Annotated in this window: 22 protein-coding genes and 1 pseudogene; 5 read left to right on the top strand and 18 right to left on the bottom strand. The window is 67.6% G+C overall.

Annotation, left to right across the window (positions count from 1 at the left end; genetic code table 11):
* Nucleotides 1-45 precede the first annotated feature (45 nt).
* The 5 genes and pseudogenes from ACWDZ4_RS19885 to ACWDZ4_RS19865 all read right to left on the bottom strand — a co-directional run.
* On the bottom strand, nucleotides 46-1,257 hold the full coding sequence (locus ACWDZ4_RS19885) for a pyridoxal phosphate-dependent aminotransferase (RefSeq protein ID WP_451509700.1): 1,212 nt from the start codon (nucleotides 1,255-1,257) through the stop codon (nucleotides 46-48).
* A 428-nt stretch (nucleotides 1,258-1,685) separates the two neighbouring features.
* A complete protein-coding gene (locus tag ACWDZ4_RS19880) occupies nucleotides 1,686-2,009 on the bottom strand; it encodes an alanine racemase (RefSeq protein WP_451509699.1) in 324 nt (107 codons plus the stop codon).
* A gap of 70 nt (nucleotides 2,010-2,079) precedes the next feature.
* Entirely contained in the window at nucleotides 2,080-2,895 is an 816-nt protein-coding gene (locus tag ACWDZ4_RS19875) for a class I SAM-dependent methyltransferase (protein ID WP_451509698.1), read from the bottom strand.
* Nucleotides 2,892-4,439 carry an AMP-binding protein gene (locus ACWDZ4_RS19870; protein WP_451509697.1) on the bottom strand — a complete coding sequence of 516 codons (1,548 nt, stop codon included), beginning with the start codon at nucleotides 4,437-4,439 and terminating at the stop codon, nucleotides 2,892-2,894. Before ACWDZ4_RS19870 ends, ACWDZ4_RS19875 begins: the two co-directional genes overlap by 4 nt.
* Before the next feature lie 938 nt (nucleotides 4,440-5,377).
* Nucleotides 5,378-5,614 (bottom strand): annotated as a pseudogene (locus ACWDZ4_RS19865) (transposase family protein); the annotation flags it as partial.
* Here ACWDZ4_RS19865 and ACWDZ4_RS19860 point away from each other — a divergent pair.
* Nucleotides 5,523-6,539, top strand: a complete 1,017-nt coding sequence (locus ACWDZ4_RS19860) for a hypothetical protein (protein ID WP_451509724.1) — start codon at nucleotides 5,523-5,525, stop codon at nucleotides 6,537-6,539. The pseudogene ACWDZ4_RS19865 and the gene ACWDZ4_RS19860 sit on opposite strands and share 92 nt — an antisense overlap.
* Here the strand turns inward: ACWDZ4_RS19860 and ACWDZ4_RS19855 are convergent.
* The 3 genes from ACWDZ4_RS19855 to ACWDZ4_RS19845 are packed head-to-tail and all read right to left on the bottom strand — an operon-like array spanning nucleotide 6,440 to nucleotide 8,989.
* Nucleotides 6,440-7,603: an oxygenase MpaB family protein gene (locus tag ACWDZ4_RS19855; RefSeq protein ID WP_451509696.1), complete on the bottom strand. Its 1,164-nt coding sequence runs from the start codon at nucleotides 7,601-7,603 to the stop codon at nucleotides 6,440-6,442. The genes ACWDZ4_RS19860 and ACWDZ4_RS19855 overlap by 100 nt on opposite strands.
* Nucleotides 7,604-7,629: 26 nt before the next feature.
* On the bottom strand, nucleotides 7,630-8,682 hold the full coding sequence (locus ACWDZ4_RS19850; protein ID WP_451509695.1) for a polyprenyl synthetase family protein: 1,053 nt from the start codon (nucleotides 8,680-8,682) through the stop codon (nucleotides 7,630-7,632).
* On the bottom strand, nucleotides 8,675-8,989 hold the full coding sequence (locus ACWDZ4_RS19845; protein WP_451509694.1) for a polyprenyl synthetase: 315 nt from the start codon (nucleotides 8,987-8,989) through the stop codon (nucleotides 8,675-8,677). The genes ACWDZ4_RS19850 and ACWDZ4_RS19845 overlap by 8 nt, the downstream gene beginning before the upstream one ends.
* 1,087 nt (nucleotides 8,990-10,076) lie before the next feature.
* Here ACWDZ4_RS19845 and ACWDZ4_RS19840 point away from each other — a divergent pair.
* The 4 genes from ACWDZ4_RS19840 to ACWDZ4_RS19825 all read left to right on the top strand — a co-directional run bounded on the left by ACWDZ4_RS19840 (nucleotide 10,077) and on the right by ACWDZ4_RS19825 (nucleotide 13,405).
* A complete protein-coding gene (locus tag ACWDZ4_RS19840; protein WP_451509693.1) occupies nucleotides 10,077-10,589 on the top strand; it encodes a hypothetical protein in 513 nt (170 codons plus the stop codon).
* A gap of 81 nt (nucleotides 10,590-10,670) precedes the next feature.
* The gene (locus tag ACWDZ4_RS19835; RefSeq protein WP_451509692.1) at nucleotides 10,671-11,516 is read left to right on the top strand and encodes a DUF4097 family beta strand repeat-containing protein; all 846 of its coding nucleotides are present in this window, start codon (nucleotides 10,671-10,673) and stop codon (nucleotides 11,514-11,516) included.
* 81 nt (nucleotides 11,517-11,597) lie between these two features.
* Nucleotides 11,598-12,623: an ATP-binding cassette domain-containing protein gene (locus ACWDZ4_RS19830; RefSeq protein WP_451509691.1), complete on the top strand. Its 1,026-nt coding sequence runs from the start codon at nucleotides 11,598-11,600 to the stop codon at nucleotides 12,621-12,623.
* Entirely contained in the window at nucleotides 12,620-13,405 is a 786-nt protein-coding gene (locus ACWDZ4_RS19825; protein ID WP_451509690.1) for an ABC transporter permease, read from the top strand. The genes ACWDZ4_RS19830 and ACWDZ4_RS19825 overlap by 4 nt, the downstream gene beginning before the upstream one ends.
* 767 nt (nucleotides 13,406-14,172) lie before the next feature.
* On the opposite strand, the gene ACWDZ4_RS19820 is transcribed toward ACWDZ4_RS19825, so the two are convergent.
* The 10 genes from ACWDZ4_RS19820 to ACWDZ4_RS19775 all read right to left on the bottom strand — a co-directional run bounded on the left by ACWDZ4_RS19820 (nucleotide 14,173) and on the right by ACWDZ4_RS19775 (nucleotide 22,814).
* Nucleotides 14,173-14,961: a sortase domain-containing protein gene (locus ACWDZ4_RS19820; RefSeq protein ID WP_451509689.1), complete on the bottom strand. Its 789-nt coding sequence runs from the start codon at nucleotides 14,959-14,961 to the stop codon at nucleotides 14,173-14,175.
* Nucleotides 14,962-15,223: 262 nt separating this feature from the next.
* Entirely contained in the window at nucleotides 15,224-15,706 is a 483-nt protein-coding gene (locus ACWDZ4_RS19815; protein ID WP_451509688.1) for a hypothetical protein, read from the bottom strand.
* Nucleotides 15,707-15,717: 11 nt separating this feature from the next.
* Entirely contained in the window at nucleotides 15,718-16,086 is a 369-nt protein-coding gene (locus tag ACWDZ4_RS19810; protein WP_451509687.1) for an ArsR/SmtB family transcription factor, read from the bottom strand.
* Nucleotides 16,083-16,529, bottom strand: a complete 447-nt coding sequence (locus tag ACWDZ4_RS19805) for an SRPBCC domain-containing protein (RefSeq protein WP_451509686.1) — start codon at nucleotides 16,527-16,529, stop codon at nucleotides 16,083-16,085. The genes ACWDZ4_RS19810 and ACWDZ4_RS19805 overlap by 4 nt, the downstream gene beginning before the upstream one ends.
* 387 nt (nucleotides 16,530-16,916) lie before the next feature.
* A complete protein-coding gene (locus ACWDZ4_RS19800; RefSeq protein WP_451509685.1) occupies nucleotides 16,917-17,384 on the bottom strand; it encodes a deaminase in 468 nt (155 codons plus the stop codon).
* On the bottom strand, nucleotides 17,384-18,064 hold the full coding sequence (locus tag ACWDZ4_RS19795) for a RibD family protein (protein WP_451509684.1): 681 nt from the start codon (nucleotides 18,062-18,064) through the stop codon (nucleotides 17,384-17,386). Before ACWDZ4_RS19795 ends, ACWDZ4_RS19800 begins: the two co-directional genes overlap by 1 nt.
* A 236-nt stretch (nucleotides 18,065-18,300) precedes the next feature.
* On the bottom strand, nucleotides 18,301-19,986 hold the full coding sequence (locus tag ACWDZ4_RS19790; protein ID WP_451509683.1) for a WD40 repeat domain-containing protein: 1,686 nt from the start codon (nucleotides 19,984-19,986) through the stop codon (nucleotides 18,301-18,303).
* Nucleotides 19,983-20,891, bottom strand: coding sequence for a glycosyltransferase family 2 protein (locus tag ACWDZ4_RS19785; RefSeq protein ID WP_451509682.1), 909 nt, complete (start codon nucleotides 20,889-20,891; stop codon nucleotides 19,983-19,985). Before ACWDZ4_RS19785 ends, ACWDZ4_RS19790 begins: the two co-directional genes overlap by 4 nt.
* The gene (locus ACWDZ4_RS19780) at nucleotides 20,888-22,102 is read right to left on the bottom strand and encodes a glycosyltransferase (protein WP_451509681.1); all 1,215 of its coding nucleotides are present in this window, start codon (nucleotides 22,100-22,102) and stop codon (nucleotides 20,888-20,890) included. Before ACWDZ4_RS19780 ends, ACWDZ4_RS19785 begins: the two co-directional genes overlap by 4 nt.
* Nucleotides 22,103-22,121: 19 nt before the next feature.
* The gene (locus tag ACWDZ4_RS19775) at nucleotides 22,122-22,814 is read right to left on the bottom strand and encodes a GTP cyclohydrolase II (RefSeq protein WP_451509680.1); all 693 of its coding nucleotides are present in this window, start codon (nucleotides 22,812-22,814) and stop codon (nucleotides 22,122-22,124) included.
* Nucleotides 22,815-22,976 lie beyond the last annotated feature (162 nt).

The following is a 22,976-nucleotide window of genomic DNA, read 5'->3' as shown; positions in this document are numbered from 1 at the left end:
CGGCCACGGTTCCTGTCACCCGATCGGTGGCCACGCCGAAATACCTCACTGCCGGTATCCGTCGAGGAAGCGGCCGATGCGGCTAATCGCATCTTCGAGGACATCGGCATGGGGAAGCGTGATGATGCGGAAATGGTCGGGTCGCCCCAGGTTGAATCCGGTGCCTTGCACGACCTGAACCTTCTCACTGAGCAACAAGTCGAGCACAAACTTCTCGTCATCGTGGATCTTGTGCATCTTGGGGTCGAGACGCGGGAAAGCGTACAGAGCGCCCTTCGGTTTGACGCAGGAGACACCGGGAATGTCATTGAGCTTCTCCCAGGCCCTGTTGCGCTGTTCATGGAGGCGACCGCCAGGCAGGACGAGGTCCTGAATGCTCTGGCGGCCCCCGAGCGAGGCTTGGATGGCATGTTGCCCAGGCACATTGGGGCACAGGCGCATCGACGCAAGGGTCATAAGACCCTCGAGGTAGCCTTTGGCATGCTCGCGAGGTCCGGAAACAACGAGCCATCCGGAGCGGAATCCGGCGACTCGGTACGCCTTGGACAGACCGCTGAAGGTCAGACACACCACGTCCGGCGCAAGCGGTGCCGCGCTCGTGTGCGTCAGATCGTCATAGAGAATCTTGTCGTAGATCTCGTCGGCGAAAACCATCAGATGATGGCGGCGGGCAAGCTCGAGGATGCCTTCGAGGGTCTCCTGCGGATAAACGGCGCCCGTGGGATTGTTGGGGTTGATGATCACCACCGCCTTCGTTCGGTCTGTGATCCTCGCGGCAATGTCGGCAACGTCCGGGAGCCAGTCGGCGGACTCGTCGCAGGCATAGTGAACGGGATTGCCGCCGGCGAGAGTGGTCACCGCCGTCCACAACGGGAAGTCAGGGGCCGGGATGAGTACCTCGTCACCGTCGTCCAGGAGGGCCTGAACCGCCATCGACACCAGTTCGGAGACGCCATTTCCCAGGAAGACGTCATTCACATCGACGTCCAGGAATCCGCGCTCCTGATAGTGCTGCGCCACCGCGCGGCGAGCAGACAAGATGCCCCGAGAATCGCTGTACCCGTGAGCGAGTGGCAATGTGCGAATCATGTCCTGCACCACTTCCTCGGGTGCCTCAAAACCAAAGAGTGCAGGATTACCGGTGTTGAGTCGTAGAACGCTGTGGCCAGCCTCCTCCAATGCGTCGGCGTGCTCCACTACCGGCCCACGAATTTCGTAGCAGACGCCATTGAGCTTGTTTGACTGTCGAAACTCCATGCGGTTTCCTCTCGGTACTTTGCCGCCGCCACATCGAATCAACCTGACTGCAAGAGTGACTGACCGGAAATCCCAAACTCCTTCCTGCACTGTTCACAGCCCCGCCGAAACCATGTCCGGTTCTGCGCTACCGCGTGGTGTCGGCGTGCCATCGGAATCGATGAGTCCGTCAATGAAACGGGACGGCCTGGGGCCGGCCGATGCCTTCTCCCGCCGGCCGCCCCGGGGAGCGTCCTGCCCCGCAGGCAAGGGCGCTTCGACGCCCACGGCAAGGACCGGCTGTCCCAAGCCCTCGCAGGCCGCCGACGCAGATCGGCCGCCAGCCGGAACTGACGGGCGATCAACAAAGCTTGACGCTACGGCGTGTGCTGCCGAGGAGCTGGCGGGAACGGCACGGTGGCGGTTACCACAGGGGAGGGAGCGTGGGGTCACCCCTGCGCAAGACGAAGCCCTCTGCCGGGAAACTCATCCTGCGCAGGGACAAGCATCCCAGGATGGGGAAAGCGATCCAGCCGACCACCGCATACAGCGCTGATCGAGTATGAGGAAAATCGGCTTTCTTTTTTGATTTCGCGAAGCTTCGGCGCCTCCTCGACGGAGGACACGGTGAAGCCGGCCACCCCCTGAGCTGCTGGCGCCGCGGTTTTCACACCGTGCCCGTAGCCATCAGTGTTCACAGCTTCCACGACCTTGCGACCGGGTTGCCGCTTCCGCGTCACGTCGAGACTTCCCGAAAGGGCACCGGTATGCACGATCGAGCTCAGCGATCGGGACGTCCTTGATCCCGGTTTCCCTTGCCGGCCCAGGCATGAGGCCGCGTGTTCATCGCCGAAGGTCCGACGAGACCTGCACGGGCTGGGCGAACCTCTGCATCACGTTGGGAAAAGGCTTTCGCGCCGTGAAAACCTGGTAGTGGTCGCGGAGAGTATTGCCTTCGAGTGGCATAACCTCCGTGAATCCCGCCTGGCCCAGGGCCTGACGTAGGCGCTGTTCGTCGAATACGTGGGAGTGCCGGGTGAACTCAAAGATCTCGTCGTCGATCTCCATCCGCACGTCCCAGCGGCGGAGGCCGGCGTCGGGAATCAGTCTGATGGTCTCGGAGACGAATACCTTCCGGCCCCGCACCTCGCACGGAGTATGGTAAATAGGGCCGTCCGGGCGGGACTGGTCGCTCTCGGCGGGGATGTCCACATACAGGAAACCGCCCGGCTTCAGAGCGCCGTACATGCTCTTCAGGTGTCCGACGATTGCGACGGCATCGGCGACAGGGTTGTCGTCGTCCCAGACGTTCGCGTACACCAGTGAATTTCCGCGGCAGATCACAAGATCGAACACGTCAGGGAACGTTCCGGCGAGATCGGCCCAGTCCAAAAGGATCGGCTTCGCGTCGAGACCAAGATCGGCCGCATTGATTTCGAAGCGCTCCAGCATCGCGGCGCTTCCGTCTGCGCATATGACGCTGTGGCCATCGCGGATCAAGTCGAGTGTTATGAAGCCTGTACCCACCGAGCAGTCGATGACAGATTTTTCAGGAAAACTCGCAAGAAGCTCTTCGAGATGCTTTGTCACCTGCTTCCTGTCCGAGCAGGCCTCGAGGTAGAACTCCATCAGTTCTGCGAATTTCATCTCAACCCTCACAGGTTTCCCTGAGCCGTCGCCCAGTTCAACAGTTCTTCACGGTCGATCTTGCTGTTGTGTCGCCTGTCGGAGGGCAGCGAGCCCGGGTAGAAGAGCAGCTTGGGCACCGGCAACGAAAGGCGCTCGGCCACCGCGTCGACGTCTTCCTGCACCACGCGGTCCCAGGAGGACTCAGGGAGGACCAGAAGTACCTGCGCACTTCCGGGAGCCGCAATCACGGCACAGGCGTAGACGCCCAGGTGATGGTTGTAGGCCTGCTCCTGCTGATCGGGGTAGACGCGTCCGAAGGCCGTGTCGACGACGTGCTTTTTGCGGCACAGGAACCACACCATGGACTTCTCGTCCATATAGCCCACGTCGCCCATACGGTGCCAGAGGGAGCCATCCCCCGTGTGGCGCAGCTTTGCGTACGCGGTGAGCTCGGGGCGCCTGAAGTACTCGGTGGTCACCCGAGGGCCACTGACGACCAACTCCCCGATGCTGCCTGGCGGGAGGAAATCCGCATCGGTGATGTCGCGCAGTTCGGCAGCGGCGGAGTCGATCACCTCGACTCGTGTGTCAACCGCGTGGCCGAGGGGCACTCCACGGCCCTGCTTCGTGCCCCGCTCCGTCAAATCGGCCAACGTCGCAGAGTCGATCAGAGTGATGGGCATCAGCGCCTCTGTGCTCGCGTAAGGCACGTAGAGGCGCGCCTTCGGCATCACCTGCCCGAGGTTCGCCAGCATCTCCTGGTTCACTGCCGCGCCTGCTGTCGCGGCGACCTTGACCGGGGGCGCCATGATGGCCCCTCCCCCGCAGTGCTCGGCCAGTCGCTGCCAGAAGACCGGAGAGGCGAAGACGTAATCACAGCCGTGCGTCGTCATCTGCCGGATGGCATCAGGGATCGACAGCAGGGCCGGCTGGGTTTCCGGGAGGGCAGGAATCACAGCCCGGCGCCCCATGGCGATCGCCTTGATGCCCAGATGGGGGAAGAATGCAAACTCGGATCGGACACCGAACTTCTCATAAGAGTCCCGCTGTACGCGGAGGTACGAACTGATCTGGGAGCAGGTCCATGGAACACCCTTGGGCAGCCCCGTCGTCCCGCTCGTGTAGAGCAGCAGGACGTGATCATCGGGGTGCGCTTCTTCCGGGCTCACCGCTTCACTGTCGTCCGGGATGCTGTAACGCACGTCGAATCCATCCGACAGGTACGTCTCGTGGCCGGGTACCGGAGCGGCACTCACCCATAGGGCGGGTTCCAGCTCTTTCACACATTTCGCCAGAACCTCTTTGCTAGTGCCGGCATCAACGAAGGCAGGCACTGCTCCCACGATGAAGCACGCGTAGATGATGTGCGCGAACACCTCTCCCGCCGGCATTGTGACAGCGACTCGGTCTCCCCGAGTGACACCCAGTTCGACCAGCCTGTATGCAACTCGCTGCGAGTCGTACCAGAACTGCTGAGCCGTGACTGTCCTACCGGTGGCGCAATCTGTGAGAACGCCAGAGTCCTCGGGATTATTGCAGCGGTCGACAAGACCCTGCACCAAAGGATTTAACATATTCCGCCCTACTCCCCACGTCACACCAGAACGCGCCCGCGAGGGCACGCTGGATAAAAATAAGATGACTTTCCAGGTGTTCTGCTAGACCATGCGATGGCGGTAGCGAATACGCTGGAGGCGCGCGTGGCGGAACGGCTGGTTCCAAATTGTGGGGCACCAGTCCGGGAAACCCAGGATACTCAAGGGGAGTGATGTCCCCGCTCCTGCACTTGTCGCTCGGTTGTCATGGCGAATGACAACGACGACGACGCTAGCACGTCAGCTCGACGTGAAGTCGGCCCTTGAATTCTCCGCTGGCTACGGATCCGCGGCCCATCACCCTGCCCGCAAAGTCTGGGGCGGTCCTGGAGAGGTTTGACCATGGATCTGCGCAGAGACGGTCGTCGATTTCCTTTGATTTGAAACTCACTTGAGCGATCTACGCGCCCACTCCTTCGAAGCCATGGCACAGCCAACCTTCAGCCTTGAATATCGCAGCCGAGGGGCAGCGATCCCTTCGGTTTCAGGGTGTCACCTCGAGGTACTGCGAGGGGTGCGATGAAGATCGTAAGCCTTGGCTGAAATTCGCTGCACCGTCTCCCAATTTCCTGCGTCAGGGTGATGCGTCCGATATATCCTTTCTGACGCGAAAGCGACAACTAAGCGAGGTTTACTCGTTTAATTTAGCTCACTTTGTCCTCGAATTCTTCACCGTCGTGGAGCCCGAGGGCATCACATTTCCGTACGCACGGCAGCTGAATCAGGCCATCTCAGTTATCAGACTTCTCGCCTGTCCTTCGGTGGTGTCGATAAGGCGCGCCCCCGGGCGTCCCTGTACACGTTCCGGTTGTCCCGGATGAACACGACCGGGCCACCGAGCTGCTGGTGGCCCGCCACCAGCAGAGGGCGACAGTCGGTCCAGGTGAAACAGCGGCCCCCACCGCACCTGCGAGGGATGTGCCGTCTACGACCGGAACGGTGTCCGTGCGGGGCCGTTGGCGCTGTTTGAGTGCTGGCAGCGGCCCGGTACGGCTGAGGATCCGAGCGGCCGCAGCTTTCGAGACACCGAACAGCGGTGCTGGCTGCCGCAGCGTGAGGTTCGTGCACCAGTACGCGCCCACCAGCAGCACCCGGTCCTCCAACGCCAGTGACCAGGGCCTCTCCGGACGTGCCCTGCCGACCTGCTCACGCAGCGGCTTCCTGACCAACGCGTCGACGGTGCGAACGGAGGTCGGCGCGTATCTCGTAGCGGGTCCGAAGTCCTTCGAGGTGGTGCAGCCAGGTGAAGATCCGCTCGATCACCCAGCAGGTCTTGCCCAGCCCGGAGCCGTGTCCCTGGACAGCCTGCAGCCGGGTGACGCCATCCTCGGCTCCGGTCATGTCGCGCTCTGCGGCAAGTGGACCGACTCCAGCAAGACGGAAATGTGGGTGTGCGAGGAGTACAGCACCGGCGACGCGGGCCGCCACACCCTCAAGAGCAAGGCGGCCTGCAAGGCCGACGGTTACAAGGGCCCGCGCTACGACAAGGCCACCACCGCCCCCGCCCCCGTCCTGCCAAGGCCGAGCCGGCCACGGCGTACGACCAGGGCGACGGCACGATACGTATCTACCGCTGGACCTCCACCGGCAGCGCCTTCGACCGCGCCACCGACTACGACTCCGGCAGTTTCCGTCTCTCCGACGTCGACGACCGCGTGGGCGTCAGGTGACGTCAACGGGGACGGCAAGGACGACATCGTCATGGCGCACCAGTACAACGACGGCACCTGGGGCTTCTGCACCTTCCTGAACGGCAAGACGTACGACGGTGTCCGGTACACCGGCGGCACCTACAACCTCGACGAGGTCGGCGGGCGCCTCGTCCTCGGCGACTGGTACGGCCCCCGCGGGAGCGAAGCGCACCCGGACCGTGAGGCCACCGCCCTCGTTGGCGGTGGCCGGGTGCGCGTCTGCGGTCTGGCCCAGTTGTCCAGGCGTGGGGAACCGAGGGTGCGCTGCCGTTCCAGAGGCAGCTGGTGCTACCCGCTGATGGTCGCCGAGGGCGGGGTCCAGCGGCTTGTGGGCGGCACGGTGCTGCTGACGCCGAAGTCCTTCTTGAGCTGTTCGGGGATGGCGTAGTGCATGACGCGGCCGCGGGTGAGGGAGCTGAGTTCCAAGAGCGTGGTGAAGTGGCCGAGGCGGTCCAGGGCCCAGGCTCCCAAGGGGGAGCGGTCCTCGATCGTCTCGAGGATGTTGAGCAGGGCGGGGGCGGTTTTGACTGCCGTGTCCCAGGAGGTGCGGGGCACTTGGAGCCAGTCTGCGCAGGTGTCGCCGACGAGGTAACGGATGAGGGCGCCGACGACGGGGTCGAAGAAGGTGCCGGGAACGACTTCTTCGTAGAGGTCGATGAGCTGGCGGGTGAGCTGGGCGCCTTCTTCGCTGGGTCCCATGTGGCGGGTCATGTACAGGTCGGAGAACTCCCGGGCTGCCTGGAGGTCCTCGGGCACATGGTTCTGGTCGATGCCGAGCATGGCTCCGACGACCCGCCAGGCGTAGTAGTAGGCGTCGGCGCCTTCGGTGCTCATGTGGATGCCGAGGCGGTGCAGGGCGTCGAGGACCTGGATGGAGAACATCATCTGCCCGCCGATCATGTCCTCCTGACAGATCGGCGTACCGAGACCGGCGATGTCCCAGCGGCCCTCGCGCTTGAGGTGGTGGCGGATGGAGGCGTGCAGCAGGCGGACCTTCTGGGCGGCCGGGATGAACCGGCTGCCGGCTTCGAAGGCGTCGGGCTGCATGAGGTAGACGGTGAACTGCCCGGTCTCGGCCATGCGCTTGGACGGGTACTTCAGCCCATGGGTGGCCGACAGGAGTTTCGCGACGTGCGGGAGGACGTAGCAGGCGGGCATGGAGGCGAAGGACAGGGCGGTGGAGATGTGCACGTTGTTGTCGATGAAGAACAGCCGGGCTTTCTCCATCTCGCCCCAGTCCACCCACGCCGGTGGCGCGCTGCTCTCGTGCAGGTACTCGCGGGCCACCTCCGGCAGGCCCTGGGGCAGCTCCTGGCCGACGGTGGAGACGTACCGCATGAGCGTGTTGAATGTGCCCACCTCGCCGCGCTCGAACAGGGTCGCCACGGTCGCGTCCGCCAGCTCGTCACCGGCCAGCCGGAGCGCGTCCATGGAGGCTTGGGTGTAGGTCATCGGCGTTGCTCCCAGGGGTGCGGCGGTCAGTGGTGGCGGGCGGTGGCGAACGCCGCCAGGCCAGACAGGGCGTGGTGGGCTTCGGCGGTCAGGTCGGCGTCGGCCAGAACCTCGTGGGCTTCACGCAGCCGGGCGGTGATCATGTCTTCGACGCGGGTGACGGCTCCGGTGCGGCGAGCGATCCCCCGTACCCGCTCCACCTGCTGCTCGCTCGGGTTTCCCCGCCCCAGCAGATGGTGCAGTTCGCGGCGCTCTCCCGGGGTGGCGGACTGCAGGGTGTGGGCCATCAGGGCGGTGGGCCGGTTGCCGGCCAGGTCGTCGGCCGGGTTCTTTCCTGTTCGAGCCGGGTCGCCGAACAGGCCCAGCAGGTCATCGCGCAGCTGGAACGCCTCGCCCAGCGGCAGGCCGTAGCCGCTGTACGCCTCAAGCAGCCGCGGCGGGGCGCCGGCCAGGAGTCCGCCGATGTGCAGCGGACGTTCGACGGTGTACTTGGCCGTCTTGTAGCGGATGACTTTCACAGAGGCGCCCGCGTCCGGCTCGGCGCCGGTGCGCAGGATCTCCAGGCACTCCCCCGCCACCAATTCACGGGCCAGCACTCCCCACAGGGGCCGGGCCCTGCTCAGGTAGGCCCCGGGCAGGCCGCAGGTGGTGAACAGCTGGCCGGCCAGCGATATCAGCAGATCGCCCGTCAGCATGGCCAAGGCCCGGGCACCGGCTTTCGGCCGCGCACGGTCGGTGAGCGCCTCGCGCAGTGCGATGTGCGCGGTGGGTCGGCCGTGCCGGGTACGGCTGCGGTCGATCAGGTCGTCGTGGACGACAGCGGCCGCGTGCACCAGCTCAATCGCACTGGCGGCGCGTACCAGCGCCTCGCTGTCGGGCTGGCCGGCCCCGCGCCAGCCCCAGTAACAGAACGCCGCCCGGAACCGTTTGCCGTGCTCCGTCGCCGCGTGCAGCTGCTCGGCGACCACCACCAGGCAGGCATCGATGTCGGCCAGCGCCTGAGCTTCCGCGGTAACGAACTCGTCGAGGACCTGGTCGATGCGCTTCTTCAGTAAGGCGTGCTCGGCCAGTTCACTCACTGCCGCTCTCCGCCCGGGTGTGAGCGGTGGCGGTGCGGGCGGTGGCGGTGCGGCCGGTGACGGTGCGGGCGAGCACCTCCAGGTGAGCCGGCGGTGTGACCGCATACCGGTCCAGGACCAGGCGGCCGCGCGCCTTGGTCTCCTTCTGCCCCTCAGCCAGCAGCTCCCCCAGGTCGGCTCGGCGCAGCAGGCCGCCGATACCGCCCAGAGCGCTGCTCAGTCCCGACACGGCCAGATCGGCAAGGCCGGCCACCAGAGCCAGGGCATCCCCGGTCAGGCCCGGCCCGCAGCCGTCGTGATGTGTCACAGCATGTCCCCCCTGGACGGCAGTGCCCGCCCTGTCCCGGCCGGTTGGCGCAGGGCAGGGGCCGGGCGGTGTTCGGCCCATCAGGCGATTCGAGTGTGACCGCCGGGCACTCCCCATGTGGCCCATATGCACTATCGAGTGATCTTTCCATAAAGATCACTCCTCGCAGCACTTGGCTGGGAACATGCGGCACCTCGGAGATGACCACCAAACGGCCACCTCCCGGGTCACCGGCGGACCAACGCCACCGATCGTCCGCGCCCGCCAGAACCCCGCCGACACCGGCCGAAAAGGGGAAAACGGCGGCAGGGGGAACCGGACGATCACGCCCTCCGCCCTAACGCATCCGGGCGCCTCGCACCGGACGGGGCCGGCGACCCTTGCGAGGACCGGCCGACACCCGGCACCACTGGTCCTTCCACAGCCCTCGCACGGTCCGAGATGTCGGTAGAGGGCACCACGGCGCCGACCGGGCCACACGGCCCGCTACGAGCGGAACACGCCGCCTTTTCGGTGCACCCCCCGGTGGGGCCATCGCGGGCTGCGGCCGGGGCAGCCACGGAGGGCTGTACTCCTTCCCCCCACTTCGGCACGTCGGCCACGGTGGCGTCCGGGCGCAGCCGTACGAAACGCGGTGGGCGGCTCAGCGTTCCGGTGAGGCCGCCGGCAATCGCTTCGGTGGTCTCGCGCCTTCCTGCCGGATCCACCCGGAGGGCGGATCCGGGTCGGCGCGTTTGACCACGACCTCACCCAGGCCCTGGCTGAGCGGGCGGGCCCGGTCATGCCGCCGCCTCGGGTGGGTCCGGCCCAGCGGCAGACCGCGAGGCAGGGGCAGGGGCAGGCCACCTTTGCGGCATCACATGGCCTCACATGGCATCACATCGCGCCGGATGGCGCGGCTTGGTGCCATCTAGCGCCAAGCGGCGCCATTCCATGCCGCCGAAAGCACATGAGCACGCATGGCGCCACCGTCATCCAGGTAGGCACTAGCGCGTTTTCGCAGGTCAGAGTGGGTACTTCGACCACCGATCCGGAGATATCGTCCGACGGCTTGCATGGTGCGCCATTGTGGTGCCATGATGGCGTCATGGACCTCACCTCGTATGTCGACACCCTCCGCCGCGAACTCGCGGTGGCTGCCGAAGCCGGCGGCGACGAAGCCCGCGAGCTGGCAGAGCGGCTCACCGCCCCCCTGGAGTCGGCAGCCCGGCTGACCATGCTCAACGTGCTCTCCGCCGCGACGGACGAGATCACCCGCAAACTCGCCCCCGGCTCGGTCGACGTACGGCTGCGCGGGCTCGACCCCGACTTCGTGGTGACGCTGCCGCCCACCGACGGCGGCGCTCCCGCGGAGCCCGCCGCGCCCGTCGAACCGCTCAAGACCCCGGCCGACGGCGATGAGGGCGGCACCGCCCGCGTCAACCTGCGCCTGCCGGCCCACCTCAAGGCCCGCGCCGAGGAGGCCGCGAGCCGCGAGGGCCTGTCGGTCAACGCGTGGCTGGTGCGCGCCGTGTCGGCCGCGGTCGAGGGCGGCACCCGGCCGCGTACGACGGAGAGGGCCCAGACCGTCGGACAGAGCTTCACAGGCTGGGTGCGCTAGCCGCGCCCCGCCCGCACCACTTCACTCACACCACGTCCCACCAGCGGGGACGTCCTGAAGACCCAAGAGGACGGGACAGCCATGCCTTCTTTCGACACTCCCGAACCGATCTCGGCCACGGCGCACGTAGAGGTCGGTTCCATCCAGTTCACCGCAAGCGACCGCCTCGACACCGTCGTCGAAGTGCGGCCCCGCGACCCGAAGAAGGACCAGGACGTCCGGACGGCCGACCAGACCGAGGTCACGTACGCGAGCGGCGTCCTGACCGTCAGGACGCCCAAACAGCGCTATCTCCTCGGGCGCACCGGCACCGTCGATGTGACGGTCGAACTGCCCACGGGCTCGCGCATCGACATGACCGGCGCCTGGGCCCAGGTGCTCGGCGAGGGCCGGCTCGGCGAGGTCCGCGTGAAGACCTCGTCCGGCGACGTCCGCCTCGACACCACCGGCCCGCTGAAGCTGACCGCCTCCCACGGCTCGATCACCGTCGACCGGATCGAGGGCACGGCCGAGATCACCACCAGCTCCGGCAGCCTGCGCGTCGGCGCCGTCGACGGCCCCGCCGTCCTGAAGAACTCGCACGGCACCACGACCGTCGGCACCGCGGCCGGCAACCTGCGGGTGAGCGGCGCCAACGGCGACATCGACATCGCACGCGCCGAGGGCCCGGTCGCCGCCACCACCGCCCACGGCACCCTGCGCGTGGGCGAAGTGGCCCGCGGCACCGTCCAGTTGGAGACTTCCTACGGCGCCATCGAGGTCGGCATCCGCGAGGGCACCGCCGCCTGGCTCGACGTCAGCTCCGGCCACGGGCAGGTGCGCAACACACTCGCCGCCTCCGAGACCCCGGAGAAGACCGAGGACACCGTCGAGGTCCGCGCCCGGACCCGCTACGGCAACATCGACGTGCGCCGCGCCAAGGCCTGACCCCAGAAGAACCGGCCTCGACTCACCCACTCCCCCAGCCACTTCAGCCTTCGAACGGGAGGGCCCATGCCTTCTTTTGTCATGCCCACATCCAAGCGGGACGACGGTCACCCGTCGCTGGCCGCCGTCTCCACCGTAGGTCTGCGCAAGTCGTACGGTGACAAGACCGTCCTCGACGGCATCGATCTGCGCATCCCGGCCGGGTCCGTGTTCGCGCTGCTCGGCCCGAACGGCGCCGGCAAGACCACCGCCGTCAAGATCCTCTCCACCCTCGTCACCGCCGACGGCGGGCAGGCCCAGGTCGCGGGCCACGACGTCGCCACGTCACCGGGCGGGGTGCGTGCCGCGATCGGCGTCACCGGGCAGTTCTCCGCCGTCGACGGACTGATCACCGGTGAGGAGAACATGCTCCTGATGGCGGACCTGCACCACCTGTCCAAGCGCGAGGGCCGCCGTACCGCCGCCGAACTCCTGGAGCGCTTCGACCTGGTGGAGGCCGCGAAGAAGCCCGTCTCCGCCTACTCCGGCGGCATGAAGCGCCGCCTGGACATCGCCATGACGCTCGTCGGCGACCCGCGGATCATCTTCCTCGACGAGCCGACCACCGGCCTCGATCCACGCTCCCGCCACACCATGTGGCAGATCATCCGCGAGCTGGTCGCCGGCGGCGTCACCGTCTTCCTCACCACCCAGTACCTGGAGGAGGCCGACCAGCTCGCCGACCGCATCGCGGTGCTGAGCGACGGCAAGATCGCCGCCGAGGGCACCGCCGGCGAGCTGAAGCGGCTCGTCCCGGGCGGTCACGTCCGGCTCCGCTTCTCCGACCCGGCCACCTACCAGTCCGCCGCCCTCGTCCTGCGCGAGGTCGCCCTCCCCCGAACTCTCGGCCTCGCTCGAGCAGGTGACGCCCCCATCGACGAGGCGCTGGCGCTGCGGATCCCCAGCGACGGCAGCCAGCGCGAGCTGCGCTCCATCCTCGACCGGCTGGACAGCGCCGGCGTCGAGGCGGACGAACTGACCGTGCACACCCCCGACCTCGACGACGTGTTCTTCGCCCTGACCGGCGGAACCAACGCCCCCGACCAGCCCAAGGAGCCCCTCCGATGAGCGCCCTCTCCCTCGCCGTACGCGACTCGAGCACGATGTTGCGCCGCAACCTGCTGCGCGCCTGGCGCTACCCGTCCGGGACCCTGAACCTGCTGCTCACACCGATCATGATGCTGCTGCTCTTCGTCTACATCTTCGGCGATGTGATGAGCGCGGGCATCGGCGGCGCCGACCGCTCCGACTACATCGCCTACATCGTCCCGGGCATCCTGATGATGACCATCGGCTCCACCGTGATCGGTGCCGCGGTGTACGTCTCCATGGATATGTCCGAGGGTCTCATCGACCGCTTCCGTACGATGGCGGTCTATCGCGGTTCCGTGATCATCGGGCACGTCGTCGGCAGCGTGCTCCAGGTCCTCGCCAGCCTGGTCCTCGTCGGCGCCGTCGCCGTGGCCATCGGCTTCCGCTCCACCGACGCCACCGCCCTGGAGTGGCTGGCGGCGTTCGGGCTGCTCGCGCTGTTCGCCCTGGCGCTCACCTGGATCGCCGTCGGGATGGGCATGGCCAGCCCGAACCCGGAGGCGGCCAGCAACATGGCCATGCCGCTGATCCTCCTGCCCCTCATCTCCAGCGCCTTCATCCCGGCCGACACCATGCCCGGCTGGTTCCAGCCGATCGCCGAGTACCAGCCGTTCACCCCGGCCATCGAGACCCTGCGCGGCCTGCTCCTCGGCACCGAGATCGGTCACAACGGCTGGCTCGCCGTCGCCTGGTGCCTGGCCCTCACCGCACTCGGCTACCGCTGGTCGACCTCACTGTTCAACCGCGACCCGAAGTGAGCGCGCGGGCTGCCTCCCGCAGCCCGTCCCGCCCCAGGGCGGCGTACTCCGACACCGCGTCGGCGTACGCCGCCCCGTCGGTGTTCTCGGTGGCCCACCCGGTCCGGGCCGGGTGTTGTTCCAGGGTGGTGAGTGCGAGGTGCTGGGCACCCGGTCCAGCCAGGGACTGCAGGGCGGCCCGGAGGTTACCGGCGTCTCCCTTGCCTGTGCCGGAGGAGGAGCGGCCTCGTGCGGAGCGCCGTCGTACGTGGCGGATCACATGCCATTCGGCGAACGGGCGGATGAGGGTGGCATGGTGCGGGGGCTCTGTGAGGGTGCGTACGAAACCGTTCGCCAGGAGGGCGAGGTTCTCGTCGCGCTGCGGCAGGACGCCGGCGTTGACGAGCAGGCCCCGGACATACGCGGAGGCAGCTCGCTCGGGCAGCGCGGCGAGAGCCCCATGGGTGAGGTCGCCGGGCCGGTGAGCGAGGCGGCCCAGGAGCTGCGCGGTCGGACTGCGCCTGAACCCCGCGAGAACTCGGTATCGGTAGAGGTTGTCCGGCTGGTCAGAATGTGCGCGACGGGAGCGAACAGCTCGGCAAGGTCTGGGTCAGAACCGAGTGACGAGAGCGCCTGCAGCTCTGAGGCGGGAGCCCCTCTTCCACGGGAGAGTGATACCGCCGAGTTCTGCGTTCCGGCGCCTTTTCGCTGCCTGTCATGCGTCCTCCCCCATCAGTCCACGGCACATCCTTGATCAGGAGTTGCGCCGAACGTCCTACAGTCCTGCCCTAGGAGGCGTTCGATGCGCCGGCCTCGGGTTTCGAGGAGACCAGGACACCGATCTTGTCGATGCGGTGCTCGGGGTTGCCGCGGTCGTCGCGCCAGAAGTTTCCGACGGCGTTGTCCTCGGGCGTCGCGCAGGTGGAGACCGTGATCATCGCCTTGGTCGGTTTCTTCCCCGGCTCGCCCGGGACCGCGGCCCGCTGCTCGGCCAAAGAGCGCTCCGACCGGAAGGAGGTCTTCCTGGTCTCCGTGATCCGGTACTCGTGCACCACGCCGCCTGCCGCGACGAAGACGGAGTCACCGGTGTCCAGGGACGGAAGGTCGCGCAGCGGCCCGCCCGCGGTGAGCCGGTGCGCCGTGACCAGGTAGTTGCCGATCTCGCCGGGGCCGACGCCGCCCTCGCCCCCGTACGGGCTGGCCGCGAAGCCCTTGTCCTGGATCCGCGTGCCGGCCCGGTCGTCGGTGGTGCCCTCGTACGGGACGACGCGCAGGTCCTCCAGGCCCATCTCGGGGATGGCGAGCACGGCGGGCCGGGTGCGCGCCTCGCTCTTCGGCGGCGAAGGCTCGGGCGACGGCGTGACGACGACGGAGGAGGGCGCGGCGATCGAAGCCGTGGCGGCGCCCGGGACCGGGGACACGGCGGCCGGGGTGGTCGCCGCGTTCACGGAGGAGACCGCGGCCGGGGCGGCCGCAGGCCTGCCGTCGCCGCTCGCCGCCTCGGCCCCGGCGGAGCAGCCGACCAGGGCGGCCAGGACGGCGGCGAGTGTCGCGGGGACGGTTCGGTGACTCGGCATGGCATTCCCGTGTGAGGGCCGGGCGGTCGCACCCCGGCGGGCGGGGGGAACTTGTCGGACAAAAGGACGATAGGCGATCGTATGTTTCCATAACAGGGTTCCCGCGTGTGAGGCCGATCATTCACCGAGCCCGGTGGTGCACGGAGTGCGACAGCGGGGAAACCCTGTGTGAGGGAAGGTCTCCTGGACGAAAGGAGCAGAAGAGCCCGTCGACCCAAGAGAGACTTGGGCGACGAGCGCGGCCGGCGTCGCTCGCCGCCCTTCAGGCGCGTCCGGGGACGGCGATACGGAGACCGAGGAGCTGTTGCGTATGCACCGGCACGTGGTCCTCGGCGAGGCCGTCGATGAGACCCCCCAGTGGGATCGGCTGGTCCAGCACGAGCACATCGCCGGACAGCAGGAGTGACGGCACCAGGACCGAGGCGGCTTTCTCGTGGAGCCGATCGGCGATGTCGCACAGAACGGCGGCCTGGCTCCGGACCTGATCAATCAGGTCCGCCCGGCCCGGGTGCTCGGCGATGATCCGGTCAAGATTCCAGGAGTCGAGGCAGATGCGGTTGTCGAAGGTGGGCCGCGAGCCGGCGACGACGCCCAGAGCAACCGCTGCGATCGAGGCGTCGACACTGAGGAGGTGGGCCAGTATCCGGTCGGCGTTCCAGCCTCCGTCGTCCGCGTCGCCGAGATCGGGAATGGCCGCCACATCGAGCAATCCGTCGTAGGCGGTGCGCAGCGCTGTGGTATCCATGGCCACTTCCTTCAGTCGGGGCGTGTCGGACTCGTATCCCGCTCGGCTGCCTCAGCGACGCGCTTGATGTTCGCCAACCGCCGGTCCCAGTCGGCCGCGAGCGAGGCCATCCACCGCGCCGTCGCGTCCAGCGCCGCGGGCCGTACGGCGTACCGCACCTCACGTCCGACCCGGCCTCCGGAAACCAGGCCGGCGGCGTCCAGGACGGCGAGGTGCTTGACGACCGCCTGCCGTGAGACGGGGAGTCGTTCGGCGAGCGTCGTGGCAGTGGCCTCGCCCTGCGCGGCAAGCAGTTCGAGCAGTTGTCGTCGCGTCGGGTCGGCCAGCGCGCCGAGGACGTTGTCGACGGCCTCGGCGGCGCCGGGACGCTCTTCCGTCATGCGGAGGGCTGTTCGGCGCGCGCCTTGAGCGCGTCGAGCTCCAGCGGCCAGCCTTCACTGTGGTCCTTGCGGTTCCGACTGCGCAGCTCCTCGGATCCGGCCAGCGCCGCGAAGCCGCTCTCGACGACGCGCAGCCGCGTCCGGTCGCCTTCCCGGGTCAGCGTGAACTCCACAAGGGTGCTGTTGTCCTCACGCAGCTCTTCCCCGGGGAAAGCACTGGTCCAGCGGTATGCCAGGTACGTCGGCGGCTCGACCTTCTCCACGCGCACCGGGAAGTCGCCGTGCTCGGCGTTCTTCGCCACCATCGAATCCCCCTCCTTGGCCACGGTGCCGGGCAGGCTCGCCTTGTCGGCCACCCAGAACCCGGGCTGGGCCACCAGCGACCAGACCCGCTCCAGGGATGCCGCGATCAGGGTTTCGCGTTCGATCCGGTCCTCGCTCATGAGGGACTCCTTCACCGTCGCCATCGGATGCAACTCCAGGGTTGCACATCGACTTCCGAGGCGCAACCCGAGGGTTGCACTCCTGGAGAAGCGTCGCTTCAGCCGGGAGGCCCTGGCGGTGTCCGACGGGACGAGTGACGCCTCTGCGGGTGGATCCTTCCGATCACTGTGGGGCATCACTGTGGGGCGGGGGGATCTTTCGGATGACGAGTGGGCCCCGCTGGAACCGCACTCCCCAAGGCGCCGCGGGCGGGGTGGGAGCCGGCGGCGCCGTCGCAGAGTGATCAATGGGATTCCGTTGAGGTCCGGGAGATCAGGCGGCGCTGGGCGCAGGAACAGTCCGAGGCCCCTGCGCACACCACAGACGAGCAGCCGGGCGAAGGGGCATCACCCCAGCTCCCCGAGGTGGGTGTTGAGGGCCTGGGCAGCCTGCCCGAGCTCAGGGAACTCCATGACGCGCACGCCGGCCTCCTCCAACTGCTCGCAGCCGACGCAGTCGTCGACGAACAAGCCCGGCTCGCGCCACGCGATGACGACGCGCGGGATACCGGCGGCAATGATCCGCTGCGCGCACGGCGTGCGGGGTGAGCGCCGCTGGGAGCACGGTTCCAGCGAGCTGTAGATCGTCGCTCCGGCCAGACGCGGGTCGTCGTCGGCCAACTTGGCGAGCGCGGCCTCTTCCGCGTGGTCGTGGGGGCCGGTCTCGCGAGAGTAGCCGGTGGCCAGTCCGGTGCCGTCCTCGCCCACGATGACCGCTCCCACCGAGTAGGCGCCGGTGGACGGAGGGCACAACGCGGCCAGTTCGATCGCATGCTTTATCCAGTGCCGGTCCCGCTCTCGACCAGGCGTACGCATCAGGACCGCTCCTTCGGGGCGTACCGGATCAGGACGACGTCGCCGACCATGCGGGTCTCCAGCACCTTCATCCGCCCGGCCGCCCCGCCCGGGTAGTCAGCAGTGTCCAGGAAACGGGGCGCGCCGGAGTGCCCGACCAGGAGCGGGGCGACGGCGAAGTGAACCTCGTCCGCGAGGTTCTGGGCCATGAGCTGCGTATGGACCGAGCCGCCGCCTTCCACCATGAGCCGGCCGACACCACGGCGGCCGAGTTCATCGAGGACCAGGCCCCAGTCGAGCCCGGAGCCAACGCTGACCACATCGGCCACGCCGTCAAGAGTGGCTCGGACCTTCTCCACCGCACGGTCCACGGTGAACACGAGTTTGTCGCCGCCGCAGTGCCAGAACTTCAGGCCGATGTCCAGATCTCCGGTCGCGGTGACCGTGACCTTCAGCGGATACTCCGGCTTGCCCCCCGCCGTCCGCTGCGTGCGGCGGGCCTTGCTGCTGACAAGCAGACGCGGGTTGTCGCGGCGTACCGTGCGTGCCCCGACCAGGATGGCATCGGAATCGGCGCGGACCTGGTCGACGCGGTCGAAGTCCTCGTCGCTGGAGAGCAGCAGTCGCCCGGGGCTCAGGTGGTCCAGACAGCCGTCGACGCTCACAACGGCAGACAGAAGAACATACGGGCGGGTGGTCATCTGCTCAGGCTTTCGTTTCTGTCTCGTGTCTGGCTCGTGTCTGTCTTGTGGGGGAGAGCAGTGTCGAAGGCGCCGTGGCGAACGGGCCCGTGGCGTGCTCGTCCTTGCCCGGGTCCGGAAGCCGGGCGCGGAAATCCCGACGTACAGGGAAGCAGCAGCGGTTCGTACGCCCGGGCGGCCGGGCGTACGAACCACCAGCAGGATGGGGCGTGGAACGCGGGCGCCGGCCTCGTCCGCTACGCCGACACCTCGTACACCGAGCCGTCGTAGGACGCCGCGAGGAACCGTTCGCCGAAGGTGTCGTAGTGCAGGCACGAGACGCCTGCGGTGGTCGGCTTCTCCACACGCACCCACTCGCCCGACGCGGGGGCGTACACCGCGACCATGCCCGCATAGGACCCGGTGGCGATGAGGGAACCGTCCGGCGAGGCCGCCACGCACTTGATGGAGTGGTCGTGCGGGGTCGGTACGACCGTAGCCTCCTGGCCCTGCCATATACGCAGTGTGCGGTCGCGGCTGATGCTGACGAAGCGTCCGCCGGGCAGGGCGGCGCAGCCGTTGGCGATACGGTCGTGTGCCTCCTGCCGCCGGGCGACCTCCCGCAGGGTCCGCGTGTCGAACCAGCCGGCGCCGGCGTCCGCGGACACCGCGAAGATCACACCGTCGGACACACTGATGCCCTTGACCGCGTTGGCGTGCAGCTCCAAGGTCGCCACGTGGTCGAACGCCCCGCCGCCCCGCAGGGCGAAGACCAGGCCCTCCCCGGTGTACGCCCCGAAGACGACATGGGGCACACCCTCACGGGTGAAGGACGCGGCGCAGTTCAAAGGCGAGCGGTGCTGATACAGCACGTCACCGGTGTCGGCGTCGAATATCCGCCCCAGCTGGCCCCCTGTCAGTACTCGATCCCCCGCCCTTACGAGGAAGTTGCACAGACTTCCCATCCGCGCGACGGCCTGTCCGTCGACCGACACCACCCCGGAGTCGCCCACGGTGTAGGTCTGTTCGTCCCGCACCGCCGCAACCGCGTTGACGCACGGCGTCTCCCGCACACGACTGACGTCCCAGGTGGCCGACCCGATGTCGTAGGTCGCGTACGTCGAGCCGAAGGTGGCGAACGCCAGGGTGTGCTCGTCGATGAACGCGCACGACCTGGCCCAGACCTCCGCCGGGAACTCGGTGGTGTGCGACAGCTCCAGGCCGCCGTCGACCGTGTTCCAGATCCGCAGGGACCGGTCGTAGCTCAGGCTGACCAGGGACTCCGTGGCGGCGTTGTACACCAGGCGCTTGATGCCGGCGTCGTGCGCGGGGGTGAACTCACGGCGGTCGCCCTCGATCCGGATGATGGCACCGTCATCGTTACCGGCGAACACGACACCGCCGCGGGTGATGGCGATGGTGTCGGTCTCCACGCCGTCGAGGTCGATGGTCTCGACCAGGCCGTCCGACTCCAGCGACCAGCGCTTGATCGTTCCGTCGTCACTGGAGGAGAGGAGCTCCCCGCTCTGCGGCAACCACTCGACGGAGATCACGTCCGCGGCGTGTCCCTCGAAGCTGTGCACCAGCCCGCCGGAGTAGTCGAAAACCCTCACCACGTGATCCCGGGAGGCGGTCGCGAGGAGTGGCTGCTCGGGATGGAAGACCGACATCTCCACGTCGTCCTTGTGCTCCGAGAACACCGCGAGGAGCTTGAGGTCCGGTATGGACCACAGGCGCGCCGTGTAGTCGCTGGAGGAGGTGACCAGAAAGCGCCCGTCGGGGCTGAACGACGCCTGGTTGGCGAGGTGGTCGTGCACGGACTGGGCGAGCGGGGTGTGCCGGGCCGCGTCCCACAGGATCACGCGGTTGTCGTATCCGGCGGTGACGACGTAGCGACCGCCATAGGCCGCTACTCCGCTGATGGGCCCCTGGTGTCGTATCACTCTGTACCTTTCCTCGTGTCGGCCGGTGACGGGCCGGGAAGCGGAACGGCGTCAGGCCGTCGGGACACCTGCCATTCGCAGAGAATGGTCCTGGCTTCGGTCTCCCACCATTCGGGCTGGGCCCTGAGCGTCACCGGGCGCAGGTCGATGCCCGGCGCGTCGGTGTCCATCCGTCCGTCGCGGGTGAGTACATGGTCCAGAAAGCGCGAGGCCTCATCGGCGAGCGAGGACGTCACGTCGGACCAGTCGCCGCTGGTGTGCTTGTCGACCCGCCGGCGCAGGTCGTCGAGGACCGGCGGACGCCACTTGAAGTGGTGGACGGGGATGATACGTCCCTGTGTGAAGGGAATTCTGACGGCAGGCGAATAGTGACTCCCCAGGGCGAGTTCCACGTCGGACCGCACCAGGATGATCTTCCGAGGGTTTCCCTTGGTGAGGCCGGCCGTGATGAAACCGCCCAAGGGGTACCGCAAGTCGAGATCGGCCGTGCCGTGAGTCCCCTCCAGCCCGCCGTCCGCGGCCACCCGGTCGAGCAGCACTCCCCGGACGTACGGGTGGCTCTCGGACTCGGCCTCCGTGATCAGGTCGTCAATCGGCCGGGGGTACGCGTGGAACTCGTCCGAGTCGGCGATCGCGTGCCATCCCTCGCCTGCGATGTGGCGCAACCTGTCGCGCAGTTCCCCGTGCAGGTGCTCGTGCCAGGGGCCGGTACTCACGATGGCCGGCGGCCCGGCCAGGCGCCGCCATGTCCCCAGAACGCGCTGACGCTCCTCCTCGGGCACGTGGTCCGGGAAATGGAAAGCGGTGAAGAATTCTGTGATGCCGGCGTTTCTGTAATGTTCGACGAAAGCGGCGAGCAGGTCGTCTTCCACAGCGCCGATAACCGCGATCAATGGAACACTCATGGCTTCCCCTCCCGGAGAGCTCCCGCGTGGCGGAATTTTTCGATCCGGCCGATCGGCCCGTCCGGTTTCCAGGTGAGCATCTGCGGCAGGATGCCTGTCGGCCGACCGTCGGCGTCGACGATGTCGGGAGCGACCGGATGGTGGATGTGCAGCAGCGGGTCGGCGAAGTAGCGGAACGCCGTGGCCTGCTGGAGCCTGAAGACGAAGTCCAGGTCTTCGCCGCCCCAGCCTTCGTACCGTTCGTCGAATCCGCCCATCTCCTCGTAGACGTCACGCCGCACCCAGGCGCACATGCCTGAGGCCCGGTGCACCAGGAATCCGCGCACGTGGTCGAGGTCGACGTCCGGGGCCCGCCGCGAGACGCGCTGGTCCACCGCTCTTCGGCTGGAGGGCCCGTCGAGGTACAGAAGGTCCGTGAAGGGCAGGAAGCCGCCCACCGCGGGGGACGAGAACCGCTCGACGTTCCGCTCGACGAAGGATCGGTCGACCAGGGCGTCCGCGTCGAGCACGCAGACGTACGGAGCCCGCCGACCGGAATGGACCACTCCCACGTTGAGGCTCCAGGACCGGTTGAAGGCCCCGTCCTTGTAGGTGTAGACGTACTCGTCCGTGAGCGGCCGGAGCTGCTCGCGCCACCGCGGCCGGACGTCGCACTCGACGACTGTCACCAGGTACTGGCTGCGCGGGAGCGACTGGTCGCGCAGGGCCAGGAGGCAGTTGACGAGGTTGTCCAGACGCTCTCCCGCAGGACTGGCGTCACGGAACGGAAGAACGATGTGTGCGACCGGCTCTGCTGCGGGGCGGGCGTCCGCCGGTCGATCCGGAATCGCGGCCTTCGGGGCCTGGGCCTCACTGCCGGAGTACTTCTCGCCCAAGTGGTAGCTGATCCGCGACCGGGCGTTGACCTGTTCGACGGCTTCCGACAAGCGGTCGGAGAAGTCGCGGTCCTTCGCGAGGGCGTCGGCGACGGCGGACTGCAGCGCCCTGTGCCGCTCCGCGTCTGCGGGCAGGCGGCGCAGCGCCTCGGCCGCGTCGACGGCCTGTGCGTGACGGCTGCCGGCCAGGACGCCGGTCACGGCCTGGAGCAGCGGCCGGGCGCGATGCATGTAGAAGGGGTTGGCGTCCTTCGCCACTCCGTCCGCCAGGATGACCACGCAGTCGGCGGTGCGGCGGGCTACCTGGGCCGGAGCCAGCCGGAAAGGCTTCGTCATCGAAGGGTCCTCCGCGGTGTCATCCGACGGCTGGGACGGGCTCGGGCGCCTGATCGTCCAGTGCGAGAAAGTGGCCCATGCGGTGGTGCTTCGTCCGGAGGTAGCCGATGTTGTCCGAGGAGACGAAAAGGCCGGTTCCCACCCGTTCCCTGATGGTGATTCCGGACAGCGTCAGCCCGGACACCTTCTCAGGGTTGTTGGTGACCAGATCGACTTCCCGGTGGCCGAGCGCGGTGAGCATGTCGGCGGCAACGTCGTACCGGCGGGCGTCGGCCGGGAATCCGAGTTCAGTGTTCGCGTCGACGGTGTCGGCGCCGGCGTCCTGCAGCGAATAGGCATCTATCTTGTTGTAGAGACCTATCCCCCTGCCCTCCTGCCGCATGTACAGCAAGATCCCGCCTTTCCGGCCCATCAATTCCATCGTTTCCTGGAGCTGCTTTCCGCAGTCGCAGCGCGTCGAGGCGAAGACATCGCCGGTCAGGCATTCGGAATGGATGCGCACCAACGGCATGGTCTCATCCGACTCCCAGATGAGCGCGATGTGTTCCCGGCCGTCCCGGAGACCGTCGAACGTGACCAGCTCCGCCGTGCGCGATCCTGCGCAATTGTGCCGCGGCAGAATTACGCGCCGGCGCACTGTGGCCCAACCCGCTACGGGCTCTCTTCCTTCGTTCTCCGGATATTCCATGTCCCGCCCCCAATGCATCGGCATGACAACAGGCCCTGATCATGCAGGACAAGAACGAACAGGGAACCCCTCATGATCTCGCAGTGCATTTTCCTGCAGGTCCGTGAAGGGGTTTGCGCGGGCCGGGTATGTTCCGCTTGCAGGAAACCGCCCGAAACCGTTGGCCGACACGGTGACCGCTATCGA

The organism is Streptomyces sp. NPDC003016, assembly GCF_053591455.1.
This window is presented reverse-complemented; position numbering and strand designations above follow the sequence as displayed.